Consider the following 18,903-nt stretch of genomic DNA (forward strand, 5'->3'; position numbering starts at 1 on the left):
TTGTTTAGCGATATTCGCAGAGGTAAGCGGTGTCGACGCTGACTTTCAGCTGAAACTTGCTGTTGGCCGGCACATTGAAGCGGCTGCCCGAAGCGAAGGTCTGCCAGTCATTGCTGTCTGGCAGCTTGACGATCAGCTCGCCGGAAATAACGTGCATGATCTCGGCCTGGGCCGTGCCGAATTCATATTCGCCCGCTGCCATCACACCGATGGTGGCCTGGCCTTCAGCCTGGCTGAAGGCGATGGATTTGACGGTGCCGTCGAAATACTCGTTGACCTTGAACATGGCGATTCCTTGAAGAATGGCTAAAAAAGGGCGGCCAGTATGCCCAACCCTTTGGATCGCGTCACTCGCTTCAAGGGCGCCTCTAAAAACTACCTGCGTTGCCATCGCTGCGTTAAAAACAGGCTCACAATGCTCATTGACAACCAGTCAACTCCGCTTGCTCGCCTGTTTTTGTGGGGCCGCCATCGGTATTGCGCTGACTGCCTCGCCTACGTTTTTAGAGGCACCCTTACGCGCACTCAATTAGGCAGGATCAACGGTAACAGTCGCGCTGTATTGCGCGCATCGACCAGGGCGCGGTGCTGCTGGCCACTGAACTGCATGCCGGCCAGTTGTAGCGCGCTGTTGAGGCCCACCGGGCGCTGCAATTGACGCGCCTCGGCGAAACGGCGCTTGAGATTGACGTAGGGCAACTGCTGCAAGGCGCTGTCCAGTTGATGGTTGCGCCACTCTTCCTGCAGTTGCTTGTGGTCATAATCGCCCCAACTGGCCCAGCCTACGACGCGGGCCTGATGATGGCCCAGCCAGCGCTCGAACTGCATCCAGACGCTGGGCAATGAGGCTGCGCTGTCGACATCGCTCTGGCTGATGTGCGTCAGCTCACGACAAAAGTGCGTCAGCAGAGGACGCCGTGCCGGGCGTACAAAACGTTCGAAATGGTCCAGTTCGCGTCCATCCTGATTGACCAGAGTGGCACCGATTTCGATGATTTCCATTTCCGCGACCGGCCAACCGCCTTCCTCGGTAGTGGCCTCCAGGTCGATCACCAGCCAATGCGGCATGTTCAAGCTCCCATCCATCGGTTTCTATGCGCCAATACGTTTGTCCAGCGTAGCCAGATTCGCGTGAGTCTGCGCAGGTATGTGTTACATCGACTCTAAACGACGCTAAACGTGCCACTACTTGATGTCACCGCAGCAGCGAGGAGTTGTTTAACCGGTCAAAAACGCATAGCGTGTGCGCTTTTCCATGCGCCCTTAATCATGAAGTCCTTACGGCTGTTTATTGCTCTTATGGCGCTGACCCTGGCAACTTTGCTGCCGGCAGGAGATGAGGTCGAGGCGGCGCAGGTGGTGCGCATCGGTGCCGTGCATTTTCCGCCGTATGTCGTGCGTCCGGAAAATGGCCAGGCCCAGGGGCTGCTATTTGCGCTGGTGGCCGCCCTCAACCGTCGTCAGCAGGTTTACGAGTTTGTGGCCGTGCCGACGTCGGTTACCCGGCGTTATCGGGATTTTGCTCAGGGGCGTATCGATATCGTCGTCTTTGAAAACCCGCAGTGGGGCTGGCAGGACATTGACTATTCCAGCGTGGACATGGGCCTGGAAGATGCCGAGGTTTTTGTTGCCCTGCGTGTGCAGGGCCGGCAGCAGGATTACTTTGCCGATCTTGGCGGCAAGCATCTGGCGCTGTTCAGCGGTTATCACTATGGCTTTGCCCGTTATAACGCCGACCCCAATTACCTGACATCCAGTTTTCACGCGACGCTGACCTATTCGCACGAGAGCAATCTGTTGATGGTGGCGCGTGCAAGGGTGGACATTGCGCCGGTGACGCGCTCTTTTTTAAAGGATGCGCAAATGCGCAATATCCTCTCGACCGATCAACTTCTGGTGTCCGAGCGCGTGGATCAGGTGTACAGGCATTTTGCGCTGGTACGGCCGGAGGGCGCGATTGCCGCTTCAGCGTTTTCCGATTTGTTGCGACAAGTGCGCGACACCGGGGAGATGGCAAAAATCTTCGAGCCCTACGGTGTCCGGGTGATCGCCAGATAGGGTGGCGGCGGCGCGAGCGCACCGCCAACGTGTGGCTTAGCGGTCTTTGGCCTCCTTGGCGTCCATCTCGGCATTGCGCTCATGCACACGCTTGAGCTGCTCTTCGGTCAAGGGCAACTTGTGCGCTGTATCGCGTAACAGCATCAGCCCTCCAACGATCGAGCCGATTGCAACGATCAGAATTAACCAGGCATACCAAGGCATAACGTGCACTCCTTCTTGTTCATACCGGTTTGGCCATTGCGGTGTCCGATGGTTCCCAGTGTAGGCCGGTCTGACCCGCCAGACATGAGCCTTGATCTGAAACTTGCCCCGAAAGCAATGGCAAAAGCCGATCATCGGGTCCCGTCACTGTCGATGTTCGGCTACAATACGCGCCGATTTCGACCAGCCTGAGAACCCGCTAATGTCCGCCTGCCAGACCCCTGTCATCGTTGCCCTGGATTTTCCGACCCGTGACGCCGCCCTCAAGCTGGCCGATCAGCTCGATCCCAAGCTGTGCCGGGTCAAGGTCGGCAAGGAACTGTTCACCAGCAGCGCGTCGGGCATCGTAGAGACCCTGCGTGATCGCGGCTTCGAAGTGTTTCTGGACCTGAAGTTTCACGACATTCCCAATACCACCGCCATGGCCGTCAAGGCCGCCGCTGAAATGGGCGTCTGGATGGTCAACGTACACTGCTCCGGTGGTCTGCGCATGATGCAGGCATGCCGCGAAGTGCTCGACCAGCGCAGCGGCCCGCAGCCCCTGTTGATCGGTGTCACGGTGCTGACCAGCATGGAGCGCGAAGACCTGGCCGGTATCGGCCTGGACATCGAGCCGCAAGAGCAGGTACTGCGCCTTGCTGCCCTGGCGCAGAAGGCCGGTATGGATGGTCTGGTGTGCTCGGCCCAGGAAGCCCGCGCGCTCAAGGCCGCGCACCCGTCCCTGCAACTGGTTACCCCCGGCATTCGTCCGGCCGGCAGTGCGCTTGACGACCAGCGCCGCATTCTGACCCCGCGCCAGGCGCTGGAAGCCGGCTCCGACTATCTGGTGATCGGCCGGCCGATCAGCCAGGCTGCCGATCCTGCGCAAGCGCTGGCGGCAGTGGTGGCCGAGCTGGCCTGAGTCCTGCCTCTGATGTGGAAAAATCTGTCAGGTATAAAGGGTGTTACCCGGTAAGATCAGATGAAATGGCCGACTTGAGTGCATATCAGGGCTGCTCTAGATTGCCCGCTCACTGATTTTTCGGATAACCCCAATGTCATTGATTGAAACGCTTTATCCCAAGGTTCTGCGCCCCGGCGATGCCGTGGCTCTGGTGTCACCGGCCGGTCCTGTGCCCGCCGACAGGCTTGAGAGCGCCGTAAAGGTGCTCGAAAGCTGGGGGCTCAGGCCTCGGGTCTATCCCCATGCACTGGACCGGTATTCGTTCTACGCTGGCACCGATGCCGACCGTCTCACCGACCTGAATCATGCCCTGAACGACCCCGAAATTCGCGCTGTGCTGTGTAACCGTGGCGGTTATGGTGCGCAGCGCATTGTCGGCCAGATGGACCTGGAGGCCGTGCGCCGAGATCCAAAACTGCTCAGCGGTTTTTCCGACATCACCGCCTTGCATGGTGCGTTCTGGGCTCAGGCCAGGGTGGCCAGCGTGCACGGGCCGGTGGCCACCCAGATTGGCGGCAGCCAATCGTTCGCCTCCGGCCTGCGTCATGCACTGATGACCACTGAGCCGGTACTGCTCAACGCTGTCGAGCAAGCCAGTACGGGCAGTGTTCGCACCTGCGGGCAAGCAAGTGGTGTATTGCTGGGCGGGAATCTGAGTATTCTCAGCACCTGTGTCGGCACGCCGTTCATGCCCGATCTTGAGGGCGCCATTCTGTTGCTCGAAGACGTTGGCGAGGCAGCCTACCGCGTTGACCGGATGCTGACTCATCTGCTCAACAGCGGCGTGCTGCAAGGGCTGGCCGGGGTTGCGCTGGGTGATTTCAGTGAGCCGCAGAATGCTGTGGGCCCTGTTCGCCCGGCCGATGTGCTGCTCGAACGCCTGGGCAATCTGGGTATTCCTGTGCTGGGTGGTCTGCCGGTGGGCCATGGTGATGTCAATCAGTCCGTGCCTTTGGGCACCGATGCGGTGCTCGATGTAGACGCCGGCACCTTGTTGGTGAGCGCTGCCGCTCACGCCTGAATGCTTGCGCAGGGTGGTGATGCCGGTTTCTGGTGAGCCACCTTGTGCAAAACATTCTGGAAGCGACCTCTATATAGCTTTTTGCTACCACTCGTGCGTTACCTGCTTGTGCAGTTGCCTGCCCGTTGCGACTCTGCACGGATATTGAATGCTGCCGTAGCACTGCGCGCTTCGAATGGGGATGGGACGCTATGAGGTCGACCGGATTCACTCACTTGGGGATGGCGAAAAAGCTGGGCCTGGGTTTTGGCCTGGTGTTGCTGCTGACGGCGCTGGTGGCCGGTATGGGAATCTGGTCCCTGCAGCGCATCAGCCAGCATTTCGACGGGCTCAAGCAGATGTCGTCGCTCAACAGTGGGTTGCTGGATGTACGTCTGCTGGAGCAGGACTACGCCCTGCACAACGATCCCAAGGTGGCCGAGAAACTTCGTGTCGAGGTCGAGGCCCTCAGCGCCCGCGCCGAAGCGCTGGCAGCCCATTCGCCCGCCAATGCTGCGGTGATGGAGCAGGTTCGTCAGGCACTCGCTGAATACCGTCGCTCGTTCGATGCCTTTGTCGACATCAACCAGAGCAAGGATCTGGCGCTGGAAATGGCCAACTGGTCGGTTTCCAGTGTCGCCAACAACCTTGAAGTGCTGCAGAACGGCCTGGCCGACGATGGCACATGGACGCTCAAGGATTCCCAGGGCAAGGACGGTGCGCAGTTTGTCGAGCAGGCCGGCAAGGTCAGCCAGGTTTCCAGGTTGATGCTGCAGGCCATGGACGAAGCCCGGGTACGCCTGGACAAAAGCCGGCGTACCGGCTCCGGTGAAGAGGTGCGTACCGGCACCATCGAGCAAGCCGAACAGGCCAGGGTGCTGGCAGACGAATTAAAGGGCGCGATCAATGATGCTGGCTATCAGACAGTGATCAACGAGGTCAGCGGCCATATTGTCAATTTCAACGACCAGCTCAAGCAGTACACCGATTTGCTGGCCAGACAGGCAGGCGTTGCACAGCAACTGGCAAGTAATGCGCGCCAGGTGGTGGAGCAGGTGCGTCAGGTGTATGCCGCCGAAGATCAGTCGATGCAGCAGCAACTCAACCTCGACACCTGGCAGATCATCGCTTCATCGGTGGTGGCCTTGCTGGTGGGTCTGATTGCCTCCTGGCTGATCACCCGCCTGATCGTCGGCCCGCTGCGCCAGGTAATTGGCCAGGCACAGCGCATTGCTGCGGGTGACTTGAGTAGCAGTATTCAGGTTGAACGCCGCGATGAAATCGGCCAGTTGATGCAGGCCATGCAGCAGATGAGCACGGGCCTTAGCCAGATTGTCAGTGGTTTGCAGGACGGCATCGAGAAGCTGGCCGGTTCCGCCCATGACTTGTCGGCGGTGACCGAGCAGACCAACCTGGAAGTCAGCAGCCAGAAAGAAGAAACCGAGCAAGTGGCCACGGCCATGAACCAGATGACTGCCACCGTGCACGATGTCGCGCGCAATGCCGAGCAGGCCGCGTTGGCAGCGCAAAGCGCCGATGAAAAGGTCGGCACCGGTCAGGCAGTGGTACGCCAGAGTTTGCAACGTATCGAGCAACTGGCGCAGTCATCGACCTCTGCCAGTGAGAGTATCGAAAGCCTCAGTGCCCAGGTGCAGAACATCGATCAGGTGTTGGGCGTGATCAAGAGTGTGGCCGAGCAGACCAATCTACTGGCCCTCAATGCCGCCATCGAAGCGGCGCGCGCGGGCGAACAGGGGCGTGGTTTTGCCGTGGTGGCCGACGAGGTTCGTGCCTTGGCGCGGCGCACCCAGCAGTCCACCGCCGAGATCGAGCAACTGGTGGTCAACCTGCGTACCGGCGCCCGTGCATCGGTGGTGCAGATCCAGAACAGTAGCGAGCTGGTCAGGCTGGCCGTCGGCGACGCCCGGCAGACAGAAAGCGCCCTGAGCAGCATCGCCGCAGCGGTCTCGACCATCGAGCAGATGAACCAGCAGATCGCCGCTGCCGCCGAGCAACAGAGCTCGGTGGCCGAAGAAATCAACCGCAGCGTCACCAGCATTCGCAGCAGCGCCGATCAATCGGCGCTGGCCATGCAGGGCAACGCTGCCTCAAGCGTCGAGCTTGCCGCGCTCGGCACTCAGCTCAAGGGCATGGTCGGGCATTTCCGCTTGTAGAGCCTGGTCGTTATTACGATTTGCGCGCATTCAGGATCAGCAGCGTCAGCACGCCGGCCACGATTCCCCAGAACGCCGAGCCCACCGAAAACAGGGTCAGGCCGGAGGCGGTGACCATGAAGGTGATCAGCGCCGCTTCGCGCTCGCGGGGTTCCTGCATCGCCACGGTCAGGCCGTTGATGATCGAGCCGAACAGTGCCAGCGCTGCAATCGACAGCACCAGTTCTTTGGGGAAGGCGGCGAACAACGCCGCCAGGGTCGCGCCATACAGGCCGGCGATGGCATAGAACACCCCGCACCAGATGGCGGCCGTGTAGCGTTTGCTCTTGTCTTCATGTGCATGCGGGCCGGTGCAGATCGCTGCGCTGATGGCTGCCAGGTTGATCCCGTGCGAGCCAAATGGCGCCACCAGCAGCGACACCAGGCCGGTGACGGTGATCAGGGGTGAAGACGGCGTGTCATAGCCGTCGGCGCGCAACACGGCGACACCGGGCATGTTTTGCGAGGCCATGGCGACCACGAACAGCGGGATACCGATGCTGATGGTCGCGGCCAGCGAGAAGCTGGGTGTGGTCCATACCGGCGCGGCCAGCTCCAGGGCGAAACCGCTGAAGTTCAGCAGGCCCAGTATCGCAGACAGGCCAATACCGACCAGCAGAGCGGCGAGCACCGAATAGCGTGGCGAGACCCGCTTGATGATCAGGTAGGTGAAAAACATGCCCAGTACCAGGCTGGTGCGATGCTGGGCGGCGATAAAGATTTCACTGCCGATCTTGAACAGGATGCCGGCCAGCAAGGCGGCGGCCAGTGACGCCGGCAAGCGCCGTACCAGGCGCTCGAAGCTACCGGTCAGGCCGCACAAGGTAACCATCACCGCGCAGGTGATGAACGCGCCGATGGCTTCGGGATAACTGACCCCGCCCAGGCTGGTGACCAGCAATGCAGCGCCCGGTGTCGACCAGGCCACGGTGATCGGTGTGCGATAGCGCAGCGACAGGCCGATGCTGCACAGCGCCATGCTCATGAACAGCGCCCACAGCCACGAGGAAATCTGCCCGCCGCTCAGCCCGGCGGCCTGGCCGGCCTGGAACATCAGCACCAGCGAACTGGTGCAGCCGGTCATCATGGCGATGAAGCCGGCCACCACCGAGGACAACGAAGAATCTGCCAAAGGGCGAAGGGGCGTCTTCACGGCGGTCTGGGTCATAAAGGTCTTTCCTTAAAGCGCACAAATGACGAGGGCGCTCAGCCTAAACCCAAGGGTTACAAGACATTACGATACAGCGAAGGGCGTATTGGGCCGTACAGTTGTTCACTCAAACCCCGGCCCATGCGGGCTGACGCCTGACTGCAAGGTCTTGCCCAGCGCCTGGTTGACACTTAGCCAGCCATCCACCGCCTCTTGCCCGGCTTCGGCAAATACGCGCTGCAACAGCTTGACCTGTTCGCGGCGCAACGCCTGCTCGAACTTCTGCCCCTCATCGCTCAGCGCCAGCAGGCGCTTGCGTTTATCGGTCTCGGGCGCGCTGCTGTGGACCATCTCCATAGCTATCAACTGGCGCAACGGCATGTTCAGCGCTTGCTTGCTGACGCCCAGCACACTGAGCAGTTCTTTGACGCTCAGCCCGGGATAGCGGGCGATGAAAAACAGAATGCGCTGATGCACACGGCTAAAGCCACGCCGCGCCAGCATTTCATCGGCCTTGGCGGTGAAGGCCTGGTAGCCGAAGAAAAAGGCTTCCATGGCAATTTGCTGATTGGAGCAGTTTTTAAGGTCAAGCATATTGACGTATCTACTGATGGCATCGTAGTTTTGGTCAACCAGTTTGACGTATTTCCCTTCTGCTCGGCTACCGGTGAATGTCATGGCTTTTTCTGAACGAGTGTCACGTCTCAAGAGTTCTCTGATCCGCGAAATCCTCGCCGCTGCCCAGCGCCCCGAAGTGATGTCGTTTGCCGGTGGCTTGCCTGCCGAGTCGATGCTGCCGGCGGTGGACTGGTCGGCCATGCCGGTCGGTCTGGGCCAGTACGGTATGAGCGAAGGTGAGCCTGCATTGCGTGAAGCCCTGGCCGCAGAGGCGCGAGCCCTGGGCATCGACTGCCAGGCCAGTCAGGTGCTGGTGGTCAGTGGTTCGCAGCAGACGCTGGACCTGGCAGCCAAGCTGTACATCGATCAGGGCACCGAAATCCTCATGGAAGGCCCGACCTATCTGGCGGCGCTGCAAATCTTCCAGCTGTTCGGCGCCGACTGCCTGACCGTGCCCGTGCAGGCCGAAGGCCCGGACCTTACGGCCTTGCGCCAGCGTCTTGAACAGCACAAGCCGGCATTCGCCTACCTGATTCCTACGTTCCAGAACCCGTCCGGCGTGCGCTACAGCGAAGAGCGTCGCGAAGCGGTAGCGGCCTTGCTCGACGAGTTTGGCGTGACCCTGATCGAAGACGAGCCCTATCGCGAACTGACTTTCGATGGCGGCAGCGCCAAACCGATCGTGGCGCGCTTGCGCAAGGCCAGCTGGATCTACACCGGCACGGTGTCCAAAACCCTGCTGCCGGGCCTGCGCGTTGGCTACCTGATCGCCAGTCCCGATCTTTTTCCGCACTTGCTGCGGCTCAAGCAATCGGCCGACCTGCACACCAACCGTATTGGCCAGTGGCAAGCGCTGCAGTGGATCGGCACAGCACAATACAACGACCATCTTGGCGTGCTGCGCCAGTTCTACCGCGAGCGCCGCGACGCATTCGAGGCAGCACTGCAAACGCACTTTGCCGACCTGGCGAACTGGAACACGCCGCAGGGCGGGCTGTTTTTCTGGTTGACGCTCAAGCAGCCGCTCGACACCCGGACCTTGCTCGATGCCTCGCTGGCGCAGGATGTCGCGTTCATGCCGGGCGAGCCATTCTTTGCCGATCCGCAGGCCAACCTCGGCCACTTGCGGCTCAATTTCAGCCATATCGATCCGGCACGTCTGGACGAAGGACTCAAGCGTCTGGCCGCTGTCGTGCGTGCGGCGCAGCCTGAACAAGCGGTCTGAATAACGTTTTTACGATCAAGGGAGGAGGGCGGCGATGTACAAGGTTTACGGCGATTACAACTCGGGCAACTGCTACAAGGTCAAGCTGATGCTCAGCCTGCTGGGGTTGCCTTATGAATGGGTGGCGGTGGACATTCTCAAGGGCGAAACCCGCACCCCGGAATTCTTGCAGAAAAATCCCAACGGCAAGATCCCGGTGCTGGAACTCGACGACGGCACCTGCCTGTGGGAGTCCAACGCGATTCTGAACTTCCTTGCCGAAGGCAGCGCTTACCTGCCCGCCGAGGCGCGCCTGCGCACGCAAGTATTGCAATGGCAGTTTTTCGAGCAGTACAGCCATGAGCCGAGCATTGCCGTGGCGCGCTTTATCCAGTTCTATCTCGGCATGCCTGCCGAGCGGCGCGAGGAGTATCAACTCAAGCTTCAGCAAGGCCATCGCGCGCTGGCGGTGATGGAGCAGCAACTTGAGCGCACGGCGTTTATGGTGGGTAACGACTTTTCCATCGCCGACATCACTCTGTATGCCTATACCCATGTGGCGCATCAGGGCGGCTTCGACCTTGCGGCCTACCCGGCGATCGGCCGCTGGCTGGCGCGGGTGCAGTCCCGGCCTGGTTATGTGGGCATGCTCGATTGATCGTTGGATCAGCCCTGGTAACGCAGCGCCTCGATGACCAGCGCCAGCGCCGGAGACAACTGGCGCCGGTTGGCGTAATACAGGTGGTATCCGGGAAAGCACGGCCACCAGTCCTGTAACACCGGCGTCAGGGCGCCGCTGTCCAGGTGGGGTTGCGCCATATCCAGCGGCACGTAGGCCAGGCCCTGACCGTCCAGGGCTGCCTGCAACATCAGGAAGGTGTTGTTGAAAATCGTCTGGCCCTTGACCCGCACGCTCAATGACTGCTGATCTTTCTCGAAATCCCAGGCATACAGCGCGCCGTGCGTGGGCAGCCGCAGGTTGATGCACCGATGATCGGTCAGGTCTTTGGGGTGTTGCGGCGCAGCACAGTCTTGCAGGTAGACCGGCGAACCGACGACGGCCATGCGAAAGTCAGGCCCGATGCGCACGGCGATCATGTCCTTGTCGACCTGATCGCCCAGGCGTACACCGGCATCGAAACGCTGGCCCGCAATGTCGGTAAGGGCGTAATCCACGTTCAGTTCGACCTGGATATCGGGGTACTGCTCAAGCATCGGGCGCAACCTTGGCCACAAGGCGCTGGTGATTGCATGGTCATGCGCCGTGATGCGCACCAGGCCTGCCGGTTTGTCGCGCATCGAACCCAGCAACTCCAGTTCTGCTTCGATCTCATCCAGGCGCGGCGCCAGGGTATTGAGCAGCCGCGCACCGGCTTCGGTGGTCGAGACGCTGCGCGTGGTGCGGGTCAGCAGCCGTATGCCCAGTCGGGCTTCCAGCGCCAGCATGCTGTGGCTCAGCGCCGAGCGGGAAATGCCCAGTTGAGCCGCTGCCTTGGTGAAGCTGCGCGCTCTGGCCACTGCTACGAAAGCCTGAAGGTCGGGAAGTGTTTCTCGAGACATTGGTGTGGCTCACTCACAGGAGCATTCGAATTTGCGTAGCTTATCAACCAATCGCCCAGTGGGTACTTTGAGTCATCCATCATGTTCTAGAGGAATGACCCATGAAGCTCCACCGTGCCGGCTCCCAACCTTCGATCAAGGGGTCGTCTGATTTCTTCACCGGTGAGGTGCGCATCGATCCGCTGAGCTCACCGCCCGAGCCATCGCGCGTGTCGTGCGCCAGTGTCACCTTCGAACCAGGCGCGCGCAGTGCCTGGCATACCCATCCGGTGGGGCAGACGCTGATCGTGACCAGCGGCTGTGGCTGGACCCAGTGCGAGGGAGAGGCGATTGTCGAAATTCGCGCCGGCGATGTGATCTGGTGCCCGCCCGGCCATCGTCACTGGCACGGCGCCACATCGACCACATCAATGACGCATATCGCCATTCAGGAAGCGCTCGACGGCAGTGCCGTGCACTGGATGGAGCACGTCACCGATGAGCAATATCTGGGCACGGCAGGCTGATGCGGCTCAAACTGCGCCGAAACGCTGATCCAGATAGCCGATGATCAGCTTGGACTCATACAGCCAGGTGACCTTGTCGCCTTCCTGAATACGCAGGCAAGGCACCTTGATCCGGCCGCCCTCATTGAGCAGGGTCTGCCGGTCGGCCTCGTTGTTCTTGGCGTCCCGCAGGGCCACCGGCACGTTGAGGCGGTGCAGGGCGCGGCGGGTCTTCACGCAGAACGGGCAGGCATGAAACTGATACAGGGTCAGGTCCCTGGCGGCTTGCTCGACGTCGGCCTGGGCTTGCGGGCTGCGTTTCTTGCGGGCAGGGCGCGAGACGGCGTCGCCAAGAACGATGAGTTGGCCGAGACCAACCCGAAGGGCTTTCATAAGCACGGGCATACCTCTTTGGGGCGGAACGGGCGGCAGGGCAGGGCGCCGTGCCGCCGGGGCCTGTTACTTGATCAGGCTGAGAAATTCGCTGCGTGTCGCCGCGTTGTCGCGGAACTCGCCGAGCATCACCGAAGTGATCATCGACGAATTCTGCTTTTCGACACCGCGCATCATCATGCACATGTGCTTGGCTTCGATCACCACGGCAACGCCCAAGGCGCCGGTGACCTGTTGCACGGCTTCAGCGATCTGGCGGCTGAGGTTTTCCTGGATCTGCAGGCGACGGGCGTACATGTCGACGATACGCGCGACCTTCGACAGCCCCAGCACTTTGCCATTGGGGATGTAGGCCACGTGAGCCTTGCCGATAAACGGCAGCAGGTGGTGTTCGCACAACGAATACAGCTCGATGTCCTTGACCATCACCATCTCGCTGGCGTCGGAGCTGAACAGCGCGTCGTTGGTGACCTCTTCGAGCGTCTGCTGATAGCCGCGGCACAGGTACTGCATGGCTTTGGCAGCCCGCTTGGGCGTGTCGCGCAGACCTTCGCGGGCGACGTCTTCACCCAGTTGACCCAATATGGCGGTGTAGTTGTGTTCCAGTGTCACAGGGGGTTGTTCCGTGCAGGTTTCAGAGCGGTACGTCTTGTGTCTGTACCGATTTCGTACCAATCAGGCTCGTTCTCTACTGATGCGCCCCACTCCGGGCATTGCTGGAGTAGAGCGATCTGGCATACGTGGATGGCAGCGTTTTACACGCTGTGGCCCCTGACTGATGCGGGATTAATGCCCGTCATGAGGCACATGGTAGCGTACGTGTGCGTGCAGTCATACTGCCGCTTTTGCCTGAAACCTCAATCAAGGGTGGCCGGCAGTTTTTGCATAAAGCTCGACGCCCATGGCGCGCATGACTTTCATGATGGTATCGAAGCGTGGTTTGGCACCGGGAGCCAAGGCTTTGTACAGGCTCGCTCTGCCAAGCCCTGAGTCTCTGGCAATCTGCGCCATTCCACGTGCCTTGGCGACGTGAGCGACCGCGCGGATCAGTTCATCGGTGTCTCCATCGGCAAGCACCTGAGAAAGATACTCGGTGATGGCTTCGTCAGTATCGAGCATTGCCGCCATATCGAACGGCAGTAGGGTGTCGGTCATGATCAGACCTCCTGGGCCAGTGCAAACGTCCTGGTTTGTCGGATTTCATAGGTCATGGCGGTTAGTGTATCCAGTTGGAGACAAAATACACTTCTTAATCTGTAACGTGTGTAACCGCTTGTCGGCCTCTGCATAGCCCATTCGTGTGGCAGACCCAGATAACGACTCTGTATCGCTTTGCTTACCAAGCAGCGACCAAGGCGCTACCTACTTTTGCCTGCCCAGGCAGTCAGATGCTGCAGATCATCTTGATTGTTGTCAGAGAGTGAAATGCACATGTTGAGTCGAGTAGCAAAAATAGCGATCTTCGTCGCCGTATTGTCATCGGTGTCCGGCTGCTGGCCGTTCTGGGGGCCGGGTGGCCACGGCGGTCATGGTGGTGGCGGCGGAGGCGGTGGTCACCATCAGGGTGGTCCCGGTGGTGGCGGCGGCCCAGGCGGTGGTGGTCCAGGCCCGGGCCTGCGCTAAGGCCGGTAACGGCGGGCGCGATGTTACTCGTCGCGCCCTTCAAGCATGGTGCGCTTGAGCAGCACATACAGCGCGCCGGCGCCGCCATGTCTGGCCTGGCATGAGCAAAAGCCCAGTACCTGCGGGTGCTGGCGTAGCCAGGTGTTGACGTGGCTCTTGATCATCGGCCGCTTGCCGTCAAGACGCTGCGCCTTGCCGTGGGTCACCCGCACACAGCGGACTTCCAGTTTTGTGGCTTCGGCGAGAAAGGCCCAGAGGGTTTCGCGCGCCACTTCCACATTCATGCCGTGCAGGTCCAGGCTGCCCTCAAAGGAGACCTGGCCCAGCTTGAGCTTGCGCATCTGCCCTTCCTGCACACCGTCACGTGCCCAGTGCAAGACATCCTCAGGACCGACGTCGATCACGAACTGATCGGACAAGCCGTCGATGGTCACCGTGGCGACGCTGGCCACGGCCGACTGACGCAGCTTGTCGAGTTGGCGGCGATCGGCCTTGGGTTTGCCCAGGTCGGCATGCTCGTGGCGGATCTGCTTCACACCGCGCATTTCGTTGTGAAACAGGGAAAAATCATCGTCTGGCATAAGAATCAGATCAGGTCTTGAGTAACGACCACAGTGGCAAAGTTGTCGGCCATGATCGCCATTTCAGTGCGATGCACGACCTGCGCGCTGATCACGCCGTCGGGGCTGGGCAGGTCGCGGGTGGCGCAGGCGTCGTCCACCAGCGTGCAGCGGTAGCCGTAGTCCTTGGTGGCACGCACGGTGGTGCTGATGCTTGAATGGCTCATGAAACCGCAGACGATCAGGTCCAGGTGGCCAAGGCTCTGCAACAGCTCATGCAGGCCGGTGCCATTGAAGGCGTTGGGCAGGCGTTTCTCGACCACGTGCTCACCGTCGAGCGGCAGCAGCTCGGGGACCAGTTTGCCGCGCTCGCCTTGCGGGTCGAACAGACCGCCTACAGTACCCAGATGGCGAATGTGCACGATAGGGCACTTGGCAGCGCGGGCTTTTTCCACCAGCAAGCCGATGTTGGCCAGCGCCTCGTTGACACCGGTCAGTGCCAGCGGACCGCTGAGGTACTCTTTCTGGGCGTCGATGATGATTAGCGTGGCATTGCTCAGACTGGCCCGGGCGTGAACCCGTCCGCTGAGTTGAAACATGGTCTTAAGAGAAGACATCTGGGGCTCCTTCAAGTGGGGCTTTTGTCACATTGTCCTCTGGTCGAGCGATTCTGTGAATCGCCACAATTCAAAGCCACGGTTTTAAAGGGCTGCAGGACAAAGGAGCACGGGCAGGGTGATGGCTGTTTGCCTTGATGGAAGGGGTGCAATGGTAGACACTCTGCAACTTTCCGTCACTGACTACTGTTAGAATCCTCCGTCGTTTTCCCAGGAGCTTGCCCCATGATCACTTCCCGCCTGCGCACCGTGCGCGACCATATCCGCTGGGCTGTCAGTCGGTTTCATGAGGAAGACGTATTTTTCGGTCACGGTACCGACAACGCCTGGGACGAAGCCCGGCAACTGGTACTGGGTGCCTTGCACCTGCCGTGGGAAATCACTGACAGCTATCTGGACTGCCGTCTGGAAGTCGATGAAATTGCAGAGTTGCAGCGCCTGATCAAGCGCCGTATCGACGAGCGTGTGCCGACCCCTTACTTGCTGGGCGAGGCCTGGTTTTGCGGCATGTCGTTCATCGTCGACGATCGCGTGCTGATCCCGCGTTCGCCGATTGCCGAGCTGATCGAAGAACGTTTTTCGCCCTGGCTGGCCAACGACCCTGCACGAATTCTTGACCTGTGCACCGGCTCGGGCTGCATCGGTATCGCTTGCGCGGACGTGTTCCCGGAGGCCGAAGTGATTCTGTCCGACCTGTCTTTCGACGCCCTCGAAGTGGCCAACCAGAACATCGAGCGTCATGGCCTCGACGAGCGCGTCTACACGGTGCAGGGCGATGGTTTCGAAGGGTTGCCGGGTCAGCGCTTCGACTTGATCGTGTCGAACCCGCCGTATGTCGATGCCGAAGACTTCGCCGATATGCCCGATGAGTACCAGCACGAGCCGGAACTGGCGCTGGCCTGCGGTGACGACGGCCTGAACCTGGTGCGGCGCATGCTCAGCCAGGCGGCTGACCACTTGACTGAAAAGGGTCTGTTGATCGTCGAGGTCGGCAATAGCCAGGTTCATGTGCAAGCGCTGTACCCGGACGTCGATTTTGCCTGGCTGGACTTCAAGCGCGGTGGTCATGGGGTGTTCATGCTGACCGCCGAACAGTGCCGTGCGCATCGCGCCCTGTTCGAGTCGCAGGTATAGCGCCTATCGGTGCGTCGCAATCCAGATCAACAGGCCAGCCTGGAACACCGCAAAGGTGACCAGGCAGGCGATGGTAAAACGCAGGCTGCTGTCTTCACGCTTGTACTTGTTGACCCGCTCTTCGTGCTTGCGGATTTCCACTTCCTGCGCCGCCAGGTTCTGTTCAGCTCTTTCCAGCATGAAAGCGGCGTCGATAATGTCGACGATCTGGACCTTGTCGTTGTTCCAGGTGTTATGCAGGTTGCCGACCTGCACGGCCTTGATACTGCCTTTCATGTGCTGGGCATCTTCATACCCGACTTCAAACCCCTGGGTGCGCAGAAAATGATCGCGTCGTTGGCGGGTGTCTTCGTTCAGCCCGTCTTTACTGGCCAGCGCAAAGCCTTCGAGCTTGTAAGTCGACCAGCGTTTTTGCGCCCAGTGAATCGCATGGGCAATCAGAAAGCGTCCCAGGCCGCGGTTCCACGGCTCGACTTGCAGCCCTGAGTCAGGCCCGAAACGCACGACGCGCTCTTGATGGTCGGCCCATACATCCAGATGGTTCTGCTCGCGGCGTACCCGTTGCCCCGGCAACTGGATATTGATGCGCAGCAGGCTCAACTCGCGGCTATGGCGTTCGGCGCGGCCGAACTGCACGAAGCGCAGGGGCCGCCCGCCGGTGGCGCGGTCGGTGGGCAAGGGCGCCAGGCGCAGCATCTGAAAGTGCTCGGGAACGACATCTTCCCAGGGCTGCGGCGGTGCGGCCGGCTCTTCAGCGGGTTTTTCAGTGGTTTCGGCGGCTTGGGTCATTCATGGCAATCCTGTCCACGGCCGTGCACGGCGCACACATAGCCAGTGCTTCGTTATCGGCCAGCGTGCGCAACTCTTAAGGGGCTATATAAGGACTTAAGGTGTATTGACGTCAACATTCTGTTGCGTTGATACCTGTTCGTCGATGAAAGCCAGAATGTGCCGGGTCAGTTCACTGGCCAGCGGCAGCTTGGGATTGCGGTACGAGCGCAATTGTTGCTCCAGGTCATTGGGCACAATGCGCAGCACATGATTCATGCCGTCGATCAGCACCAGTTGGGCTTCAGGACGGGCCTGTTGCAGCAATTGTGCGTCTTCGACGCTGACCTGAATATCATGGCGTCCCTGCACGATCAGTGTGGGCACCTTGATGCTGGCGAAAGCCGCCGCCGGGTCCTGGCGCAGCAACGAGATCAGGTAGGGCTGAACGCTGGGGCGGAACACCACCATCAGTGGTTCCGGCACTTCTTGCGTCGTGCGCCCGGCCTTGAGCGCGTCGAGAATCTGGTTGCTGCGCTCGCGTAGATTCTCGGGTAAGCGCTCCTTTAGTTGCTCGCGCAGCACCTGATCCACGGGCCTGCCGGTGCCGCCCACGGTAATGACCGCCGAGGCGCCGGACTGTTCTGCGGCCAGTGAGGCCAGCAATGCACCTTCGCTGTGACCCAGCAGAATCAGCGGGCCCATGCGCGGGTCAGCCTTGAGCTGGCGCGACCAGGCCAGCACGTCGGCGACATAGCCCTCCACGCTCAGATTGCGCTCATCGGGCGTGGCCGCCTTGCTGGCTGCAACCCCGCGTTTGTCGTAGCGCACGCTGGCAATGTTGTGCCGCGACAGGGTAATGGCCAGTTGTTTGAGGCTGTCATTACGCCCGCCTTCAGGGTTGTTGCCGTTGCGGTCGGTGGGGCCGGACCCTGCAATGATCAACACCACTGGCACCGGCTTGTCCGAGCGTGGCAGCAGCAGGCTGCCATACAGCGTGCCATTGCCGGTCTGCACGCTGATCGGGCGTTGCAGGACGCTGGGCGCGGCGGCCTGGGCAATGCCGGCCAGCAACGTCAGGGCCAGGCAGAGTAGGGCAGGCAAGGAGCGATTCAGAAAAATTCCAGGGTGCATCACAAGGCCATCATGGGGGAGTTATCGCTTGGACGCGCCATACCGGCGAAGGTTCGTGGATGAACTGTGCGCCGAGCCTGCGTATACTGCGCGCCTGCTTTTCTCGAACTGGTTTTTCTCGGAGCCCTCGCATGTCCGGCAACACTTTCGGCAAGCTGTTCACTGTCACCACCGCCGGCGAAAGCCACGGCCCGGCGCTGGTCGCTATCGTCGACGGCTGCCCGCCGGGTATCGAGCTGTCGCTTGAAGACCTGCAGCGTGACCTGGATCGGCGCAAGCCCGGCACCAGCCGCCACACCACCCAGCGCCAGGAAGCCGACGAGGTCGAGATTCTGTCTGGCGTGTTCGAGGGCAAGACCACCGGCACCTCGATCGGCCTGCTGATCCGCAACACCGACCAGAAGTCCAAGGACTACTCGGCTATCAAGGACCAGTTCCGCCCGGCGCATGCCGACTACACCTACCACCACAAGTACGGTATTCGCGACTACCGTGGCGGTGGTCGCAGTTCAGCGCGCGAGACCGCCATGCGTGTCGCCGCCGGTGCCATCGCCAAGAAGTACCTGGCCAGCCTGGGCATCACCGTGCGTGGCTACATGAGCCAGTTGGGCCCGATCCCCATCGAGTTCAAGGGCTGGGACAGTGTCGAGCAGAACGCCTTTTTCTCGCCTGACCCCGACAAGGTGCCGGAGCTGGAAGCCTACATGGACCAGCTGCGGCGTGACCAGGACTCGGTCGGTGCGAAGATCACGGTCGTGGCCGAAGGCGTCATGCCGGGGCTGGGCGAGCCGATCTTTGATCGTCTGGACGCCGAACTGGCCCACGCGCTGATGAGCATCAATGCGGTCAAGGGCGTTGAAATCGGCGCCGGTTTCGCTTGCGTGGCTCAGCGCGGTACCGAGCATCGCGACGAGCTGACGCCTGAAGGCTTCGTGTCCAATCAATCGGGTGGCATCGTTGGTGGTATCTCGTCGGGCCAGCCGATTGTCGCGCACCTGGCGCTCAAGCCGACCTCCAGCATCACCACCCCGGGCCGCTCCATCGATGTCGACGGCAACCCCACTGCCGTCATCACCAAGGGCCGTCATGACCCCTGTGTCGGCATTCGTGCCACGCCGATTGCCGAAGCGATGATGGCCATCGTGCTGCTCGACCACCTGCTGCGTCATCGCGGGCAGAACGCCGATGTTCGGGTTGCCACGCCGGTGCTGGGCCAGCTGTGATCACCACTGGCTCAAG

The 18,903-nt window shown here is 60.8% G+C and carries 23 protein-coding genes and 1 pseudogene; 11 read left to right on the forward strand and 13 right to left on the reverse strand.

Annotated features, from left to right (window positions below):
- Window positions 1-4: 4 nt before the first annotated feature.
- Window positions 5-286, reverse strand: a complete 282-nt coding sequence (gene ppnP, locus ACYP2A_RS21970) for a pyrimidine/purine nucleoside phosphorylase (RefSeq protein ID WP_459748043.1) — start codon at window positions 284-286, stop codon at window positions 5-7.
- Window positions 287-525: 239 nt separating this feature from the next.
- Window positions 526-1,068, reverse strand: coding sequence for a 3'-5' exonuclease (locus ACYP2A_RS21975; protein WP_459748098.1), 543 nt, complete (start codon window positions 1,066-1,068; stop codon window positions 526-528).
- A gap of 231 nt (window positions 1,069-1,299) precedes the next feature.
- Here ACYP2A_RS21975 and ACYP2A_RS21980 point away from each other — a divergent pair, with 231 nt between their 5' ends.
- On the forward strand, window positions 1,300-2,058 hold the full coding sequence (locus tag ACYP2A_RS21980; protein ID WP_459748099.1) for a substrate-binding periplasmic protein: 759 nt from the start codon (window positions 1,300-1,302) through the stop codon (window positions 2,056-2,058).
- Between the two features lie 36 nt (window positions 2,059-2,094).
- Here the strand turns inward: ACYP2A_RS21980 and ACYP2A_RS21985 are convergent, their stop codons facing one another.
- Window positions 2,095-2,262 carry a DUF2897 family protein gene (locus ACYP2A_RS21985; RefSeq protein ID WP_459748045.1) on the reverse strand — a complete coding sequence of 56 codons (168 nt, stop codon included), beginning with the start codon at window positions 2,260-2,262 and terminating at the stop codon, window positions 2,095-2,097.
- 202 nt (window positions 2,263-2,464) lie between these two features.
- Between ACYP2A_RS21985 and pyrF the strand changes: the two genes are divergently transcribed.
- The 4 genes and pseudogenes from pyrF to ACYP2A_RS22005 all read left to right on the forward strand — a co-directional run bounded on the left by pyrF (window position 2,465) and on the right by ACYP2A_RS22005 (window position 6,379).
- Window positions 2,465-3,163: an orotidine-5'-phosphate decarboxylase gene (pyrF, locus tag ACYP2A_RS21990; protein ID WP_459748046.1), complete on the forward strand. Its 699-nt coding sequence runs from the start codon at window positions 2,465-2,467 to the stop codon at window positions 3,161-3,163.
- Window positions 3,164-3,296: 133 nt separating this feature from the next.
- Window positions 3,297-4,226, forward strand: a complete 930-nt coding sequence (locus ACYP2A_RS21995) for a S66 peptidase family protein (protein ID WP_459748047.1) — start codon at window positions 3,297-3,299, stop codon at window positions 4,224-4,226.
- Window positions 4,227-5,293: 1,067 nt separating this feature from the next.
- Window positions 5,294-5,521, forward strand: a pseudogene (locus ACYP2A_RS22000) (HAMP domain-containing protein); the annotation flags it as partial.
- The gene (locus tag ACYP2A_RS22005; RefSeq protein ID WP_459748101.1) at window positions 5,516-6,379 is read left to right on the forward strand and encodes a methyl-accepting chemotaxis protein; all 864 of its coding nucleotides are present in this window, start codon (window positions 5,516-5,518) and stop codon (window positions 6,377-6,379) included. The pseudogene ACYP2A_RS22000 and the gene ACYP2A_RS22005, both read left to right, overlap by 6 nt.
- 13 nt (window positions 6,380-6,392) lie before the next feature.
- Here ACYP2A_RS22005 and ACYP2A_RS22010 read toward each other — a convergent pair whose 3' ends face one another.
- Both ACYP2A_RS22010 and ACYP2A_RS22015 read right to left on the reverse strand, forming a co-directional pair.
- Window positions 6,393-7,586: a benzoate/H(+) symporter BenE family transporter gene (locus ACYP2A_RS22010; RefSeq protein WP_459748048.1), complete on the reverse strand. Its 1,194-nt coding sequence runs from the start codon at window positions 7,584-7,586 to the stop codon at window positions 6,393-6,395.
- 105 nt (window positions 7,587-7,691) lie between these two features.
- Complete coding sequence (locus tag ACYP2A_RS22015; RefSeq protein WP_459748049.1) at window positions 7,692-8,162, reverse strand: MarR family transcriptional regulator; 471 nt, start codon at window positions 8,160-8,162, stop codon at window positions 7,692-7,694.
- 82 nt (window positions 8,163-8,244) lie between these two features.
- On the opposite strand from ACYP2A_RS22015, the gene ACYP2A_RS22020 reads away from it, so the two are divergent.
- Together ACYP2A_RS22020 and ACYP2A_RS22025 are read left to right on the forward strand one after the other, a co-directional pair.
- Window positions 8,245-9,411 carry an aminotransferase-like domain-containing protein gene (locus tag ACYP2A_RS22020; RefSeq protein WP_459748050.1) on the forward strand — a complete coding sequence of 389 codons (1,167 nt, stop codon included), beginning with the start codon at window positions 8,245-8,247 and terminating at the stop codon, window positions 9,409-9,411.
- A 34-nt stretch (window positions 9,412-9,445) separates the two neighbouring features.
- Entirely contained in the window at window positions 9,446-10,048 is a 603-nt protein-coding gene (locus ACYP2A_RS22025; protein WP_459748051.1) for a glutathione S-transferase family protein, read from the forward strand.
- Window positions 10,049-10,056: 8 nt separating this feature from the next.
- On the opposite strand, the gene ACYP2A_RS22030 is transcribed toward ACYP2A_RS22025, so the two are convergent.
- Entirely contained in the window at window positions 10,057-10,950 is an 894-nt protein-coding gene (locus tag ACYP2A_RS22030) for a LysR family transcriptional regulator (protein WP_459748053.1), read from the reverse strand.
- A 101-nt stretch (window positions 10,951-11,051) separates the two neighbouring features.
- Between ACYP2A_RS22030 and ACYP2A_RS22035 the strand changes: the two genes are divergently transcribed.
- Window positions 11,052-11,456, forward strand: coding sequence for a (R)-mandelonitrile lyase (locus tag ACYP2A_RS22035; RefSeq protein WP_459748054.1), 405 nt, complete (start codon window positions 11,052-11,054; stop codon window positions 11,454-11,456).
- 6 nt (window positions 11,457-11,462) lie between these two features.
- Here ACYP2A_RS22035 and ACYP2A_RS22040 read toward each other — a convergent pair whose 3' ends face one another.
- From ACYP2A_RS22040 to ACYP2A_RS22050, 3 genes are all read right to left on the reverse strand, one after another.
- On the reverse strand, window positions 11,463-11,840 hold the full coding sequence (locus ACYP2A_RS22040; protein WP_459748055.1) for a glutaredoxin family protein: 378 nt from the start codon (window positions 11,838-11,840) through the stop codon (window positions 11,463-11,465).
- Window positions 11,841-11,894: 54 nt separating this feature from the next.
- Window positions 11,895-12,440: a GTP cyclohydrolase I FolE gene (folE, locus tag ACYP2A_RS22045; protein WP_056840245.1), complete on the reverse strand. Its 546-nt coding sequence runs from the start codon at window positions 12,438-12,440 to the stop codon at window positions 11,895-11,897.
- 249 nt (window positions 12,441-12,689) lie between these two features.
- Entirely contained in the window at window positions 12,690-12,983 is a 294-nt protein-coding gene (locus ACYP2A_RS22050; RefSeq protein ID WP_459748056.1) for an addiction module antidote protein, read from the reverse strand.
- A gap of 276 nt (window positions 12,984-13,259) precedes the next feature.
- Here ACYP2A_RS22050 and ACYP2A_RS22055 point away from each other — a divergent pair, with 276 nt between their 5' ends.
- Window positions 13,260-13,451 (forward strand): hypothetical protein, encoded by a 192-nt coding sequence (locus ACYP2A_RS22055; protein WP_459748103.1) that lies wholly within the window; start codon window positions 13,260-13,262, stop codon window positions 13,449-13,451.
- 23 nt (window positions 13,452-13,474) lie between these two features.
- Here the strand turns inward: ACYP2A_RS22055 and ACYP2A_RS22060 are convergent, their stop codons facing one another.
- Together ACYP2A_RS22060 and ACYP2A_RS22065 are read right to left on the reverse strand one after the other, a co-directional pair.
- The gene (locus ACYP2A_RS22060) at window positions 13,475-14,032 is read right to left on the reverse strand and encodes a Smr/MutS family protein (RefSeq protein WP_459748058.1); all 558 of its coding nucleotides are present in this window, start codon (window positions 14,030-14,032) and stop codon (window positions 13,475-13,477) included.
- A gap of 5 nt (window positions 14,033-14,037) precedes the next feature.
- Complete coding sequence (locus ACYP2A_RS22065; protein ID WP_459748059.1) at window positions 14,038-14,628, reverse strand: cysteine hydrolase family protein; 591 nt, start codon at window positions 14,626-14,628, stop codon at window positions 14,038-14,040.
- A 225-nt stretch (window positions 14,629-14,853) separates the two neighbouring features.
- Between ACYP2A_RS22065 and prmB the strand changes: the two genes are divergently transcribed.
- A complete protein-coding gene (gene prmB, locus ACYP2A_RS22070) occupies window positions 14,854-15,762 on the forward strand; it encodes a 50S ribosomal protein L3 N(5)-glutamine methyltransferase (protein WP_459748060.1) in 909 nt (302 codons plus the stop codon).
- A 3-nt stretch (window positions 15,763-15,765) separates the two neighbouring features.
- Here the strand turns inward: prmB and ACYP2A_RS22075 are convergent, their stop codons facing one another.
- Together ACYP2A_RS22075 and ACYP2A_RS22080 are read right to left on the reverse strand one after the other, a co-directional pair.
- Window positions 15,766-16,551 carry a hypothetical protein gene (locus tag ACYP2A_RS22075; RefSeq protein WP_459748061.1) on the reverse strand — a complete coding sequence of 262 codons (786 nt, stop codon included), beginning with the start codon at window positions 16,549-16,551 and terminating at the stop codon, window positions 15,766-15,768.
- 96 nt (window positions 16,552-16,647) lie between these two features.
- Window positions 16,648-17,664, reverse strand: a complete 1,017-nt coding sequence (locus ACYP2A_RS22080; RefSeq protein ID WP_459748062.1) for an alpha/beta hydrolase — start codon at window positions 17,662-17,664, stop codon at window positions 16,648-16,650.
- Window positions 17,665-17,795: 131 nt separating this feature from the next.
- Here ACYP2A_RS22080 and aroC point away from each other — a divergent pair, with 131 nt between their 5' ends.
- Window positions 17,796-18,887 carry a chorismate synthase gene (aroC, locus tag ACYP2A_RS22085; RefSeq protein ID WP_459748063.1) on the forward strand — a complete coding sequence of 364 codons (1,092 nt, stop codon included), beginning with the start codon at window positions 17,796-17,798 and terminating at the stop codon, window positions 18,885-18,887.
- Window positions 18,888-18,903: the final 16 nt, after the last annotated feature.

This window comes from Pseudomonas sp. 3A(2025) (assembly GCF_054589175.1).

Excerpts from the sequence above, each read along its gene's own strand:
- ACYP2A_RS22060 (WP_459748058.1), bottom strand. The coding sequence starts at position 14,032 with ATGCCAGACGATGATTTTTCCCTGTTTCACAACGAAATGCGCGGTGTG.
- ACYP2A_RS22020 (WP_459748050.1), top strand. The coding sequence starts at position 8,245 with ATGGCTTTTTCTGAACGAGTGTCACGTCTCAAGAGTTCTCTGATCCGC.
- ACYP2A_RS22050 (WP_459748056.1), bottom strand. The coding sequence starts at position 12,983 with ATGACCGACACCCTACTGCCGTTCGATATGGCGGCAATGCTCGATACT.
- prmB (WP_459748060.1), top strand. The coding sequence starts at position 14,854 with ATGATCACTTCCCGCCTGCGCACCGTGCGCGACCATATCCGCTGGGCT.
- ACYP2A_RS21985 (WP_459748045.1), bottom strand. The coding sequence starts at position 2,262 with ATGCCTTGGTATGCCTGGTTAATTCTGATCGTTGCAATCGGCTCGATC.
- aroC (WP_459748063.1), top strand. The coding sequence starts at position 17,796 with ATGTCCGGCAACACTTTCGGCAAGCTGTTCACTGTCACCACCGCCGGC.
- ACYP2A_RS22010 (WP_459748048.1), bottom strand. The coding sequence starts at position 7,586 with ATGACCCAGACCGCCGTGAAGACGCCCCTTCGCCCTTTGGCAGATTCT.
- ACYP2A_RS22025 (WP_459748051.1), top strand. The coding sequence starts at position 9,446 with ATGTACAAGGTTTACGGCGATTACAACTCGGGCAACTGCTACAAGGTC.
- ACYP2A_RS21980 (WP_459748099.1), top strand. The coding sequence starts at position 1,300 with ATGGCGCTGACCCTGGCAACTTTGCTGCCGGCAGGAGATGAGGTCGAG.
- ACYP2A_RS22030 (WP_459748053.1), bottom strand. The coding sequence starts at position 10,950 with ATGTCTCGAGAAACACTTCCCGACCTTCAGGCTTTCGTAGCAGTGGCC.
- ACYP2A_RS22035 (WP_459748054.1), top strand. The coding sequence starts at position 11,052 with ATGAAGCTCCACCGTGCCGGCTCCCAACCTTCGATCAAGGGGTCGTCT.
- ACYP2A_RS22005 (WP_459748101.1), top strand. The coding sequence starts at position 5,516 with ATGAGCACGGGCCTTAGCCAGATTGTCAGTGGTTTGCAGGACGGCATC.
- ACYP2A_RS22075 (WP_459748061.1), bottom strand. The coding sequence starts at position 16,551 with ATGACCCAAGCCGCCGAAACCACTGAAAAACCCGCTGAAGAGCCGGCC.
- pyrF (WP_459748046.1), top strand. The coding sequence starts at position 2,465 with ATGTCCGCCTGCCAGACCCCTGTCATCGTTGCCCTGGATTTTCCGACC.
- ppnP (WP_459748043.1), bottom strand. The coding sequence starts at position 286 with ATGTTCAAGGTCAACGAGTATTTCGACGGCACCGTCAAATCCATCGCC.
- ACYP2A_RS22015 (WP_459748049.1), bottom strand. The coding sequence starts at position 8,162 with ATGCTTGACCTTAAAAACTGCTCCAATCAGCAAATTGCCATGGAAGCC.
- ACYP2A_RS21975 (WP_459748098.1), bottom strand. The coding sequence starts at position 1,068 with ATGCCGCATTGGCTGGTGATCGACCTGGAGGCCACTACCGAGGAAGGC.
- ACYP2A_RS22065 (WP_459748059.1), bottom strand. The coding sequence starts at position 14,628 with ATGTCTTCTCTTAAGACCATGTTTCAACTCAGCGGACGGGTTCACGCC.
- ACYP2A_RS22080 (WP_459748062.1), bottom strand. The coding sequence starts at position 17,664 with ATGCACCCTGGAATTTTTCTGAATCGCTCCTTGCCTGCCCTACTCTGC.
- ACYP2A_RS21995 (WP_459748047.1), top strand. The coding sequence starts at position 3,297 with ATGTCATTGATTGAAACGCTTTATCCCAAGGTTCTGCGCCCCGGCGAT.
- ACYP2A_RS22055 (WP_459748103.1), top strand. The coding sequence starts at position 13,260 with ATGTTGAGTCGAGTAGCAAAAATAGCGATCTTCGTCGCCGTATTGTCA.
- ACYP2A_RS22040 (WP_459748055.1), bottom strand. The coding sequence starts at position 11,840 with ATGCCCGTGCTTATGAAAGCCCTTCGGGTTGGTCTCGGCCAACTCATC.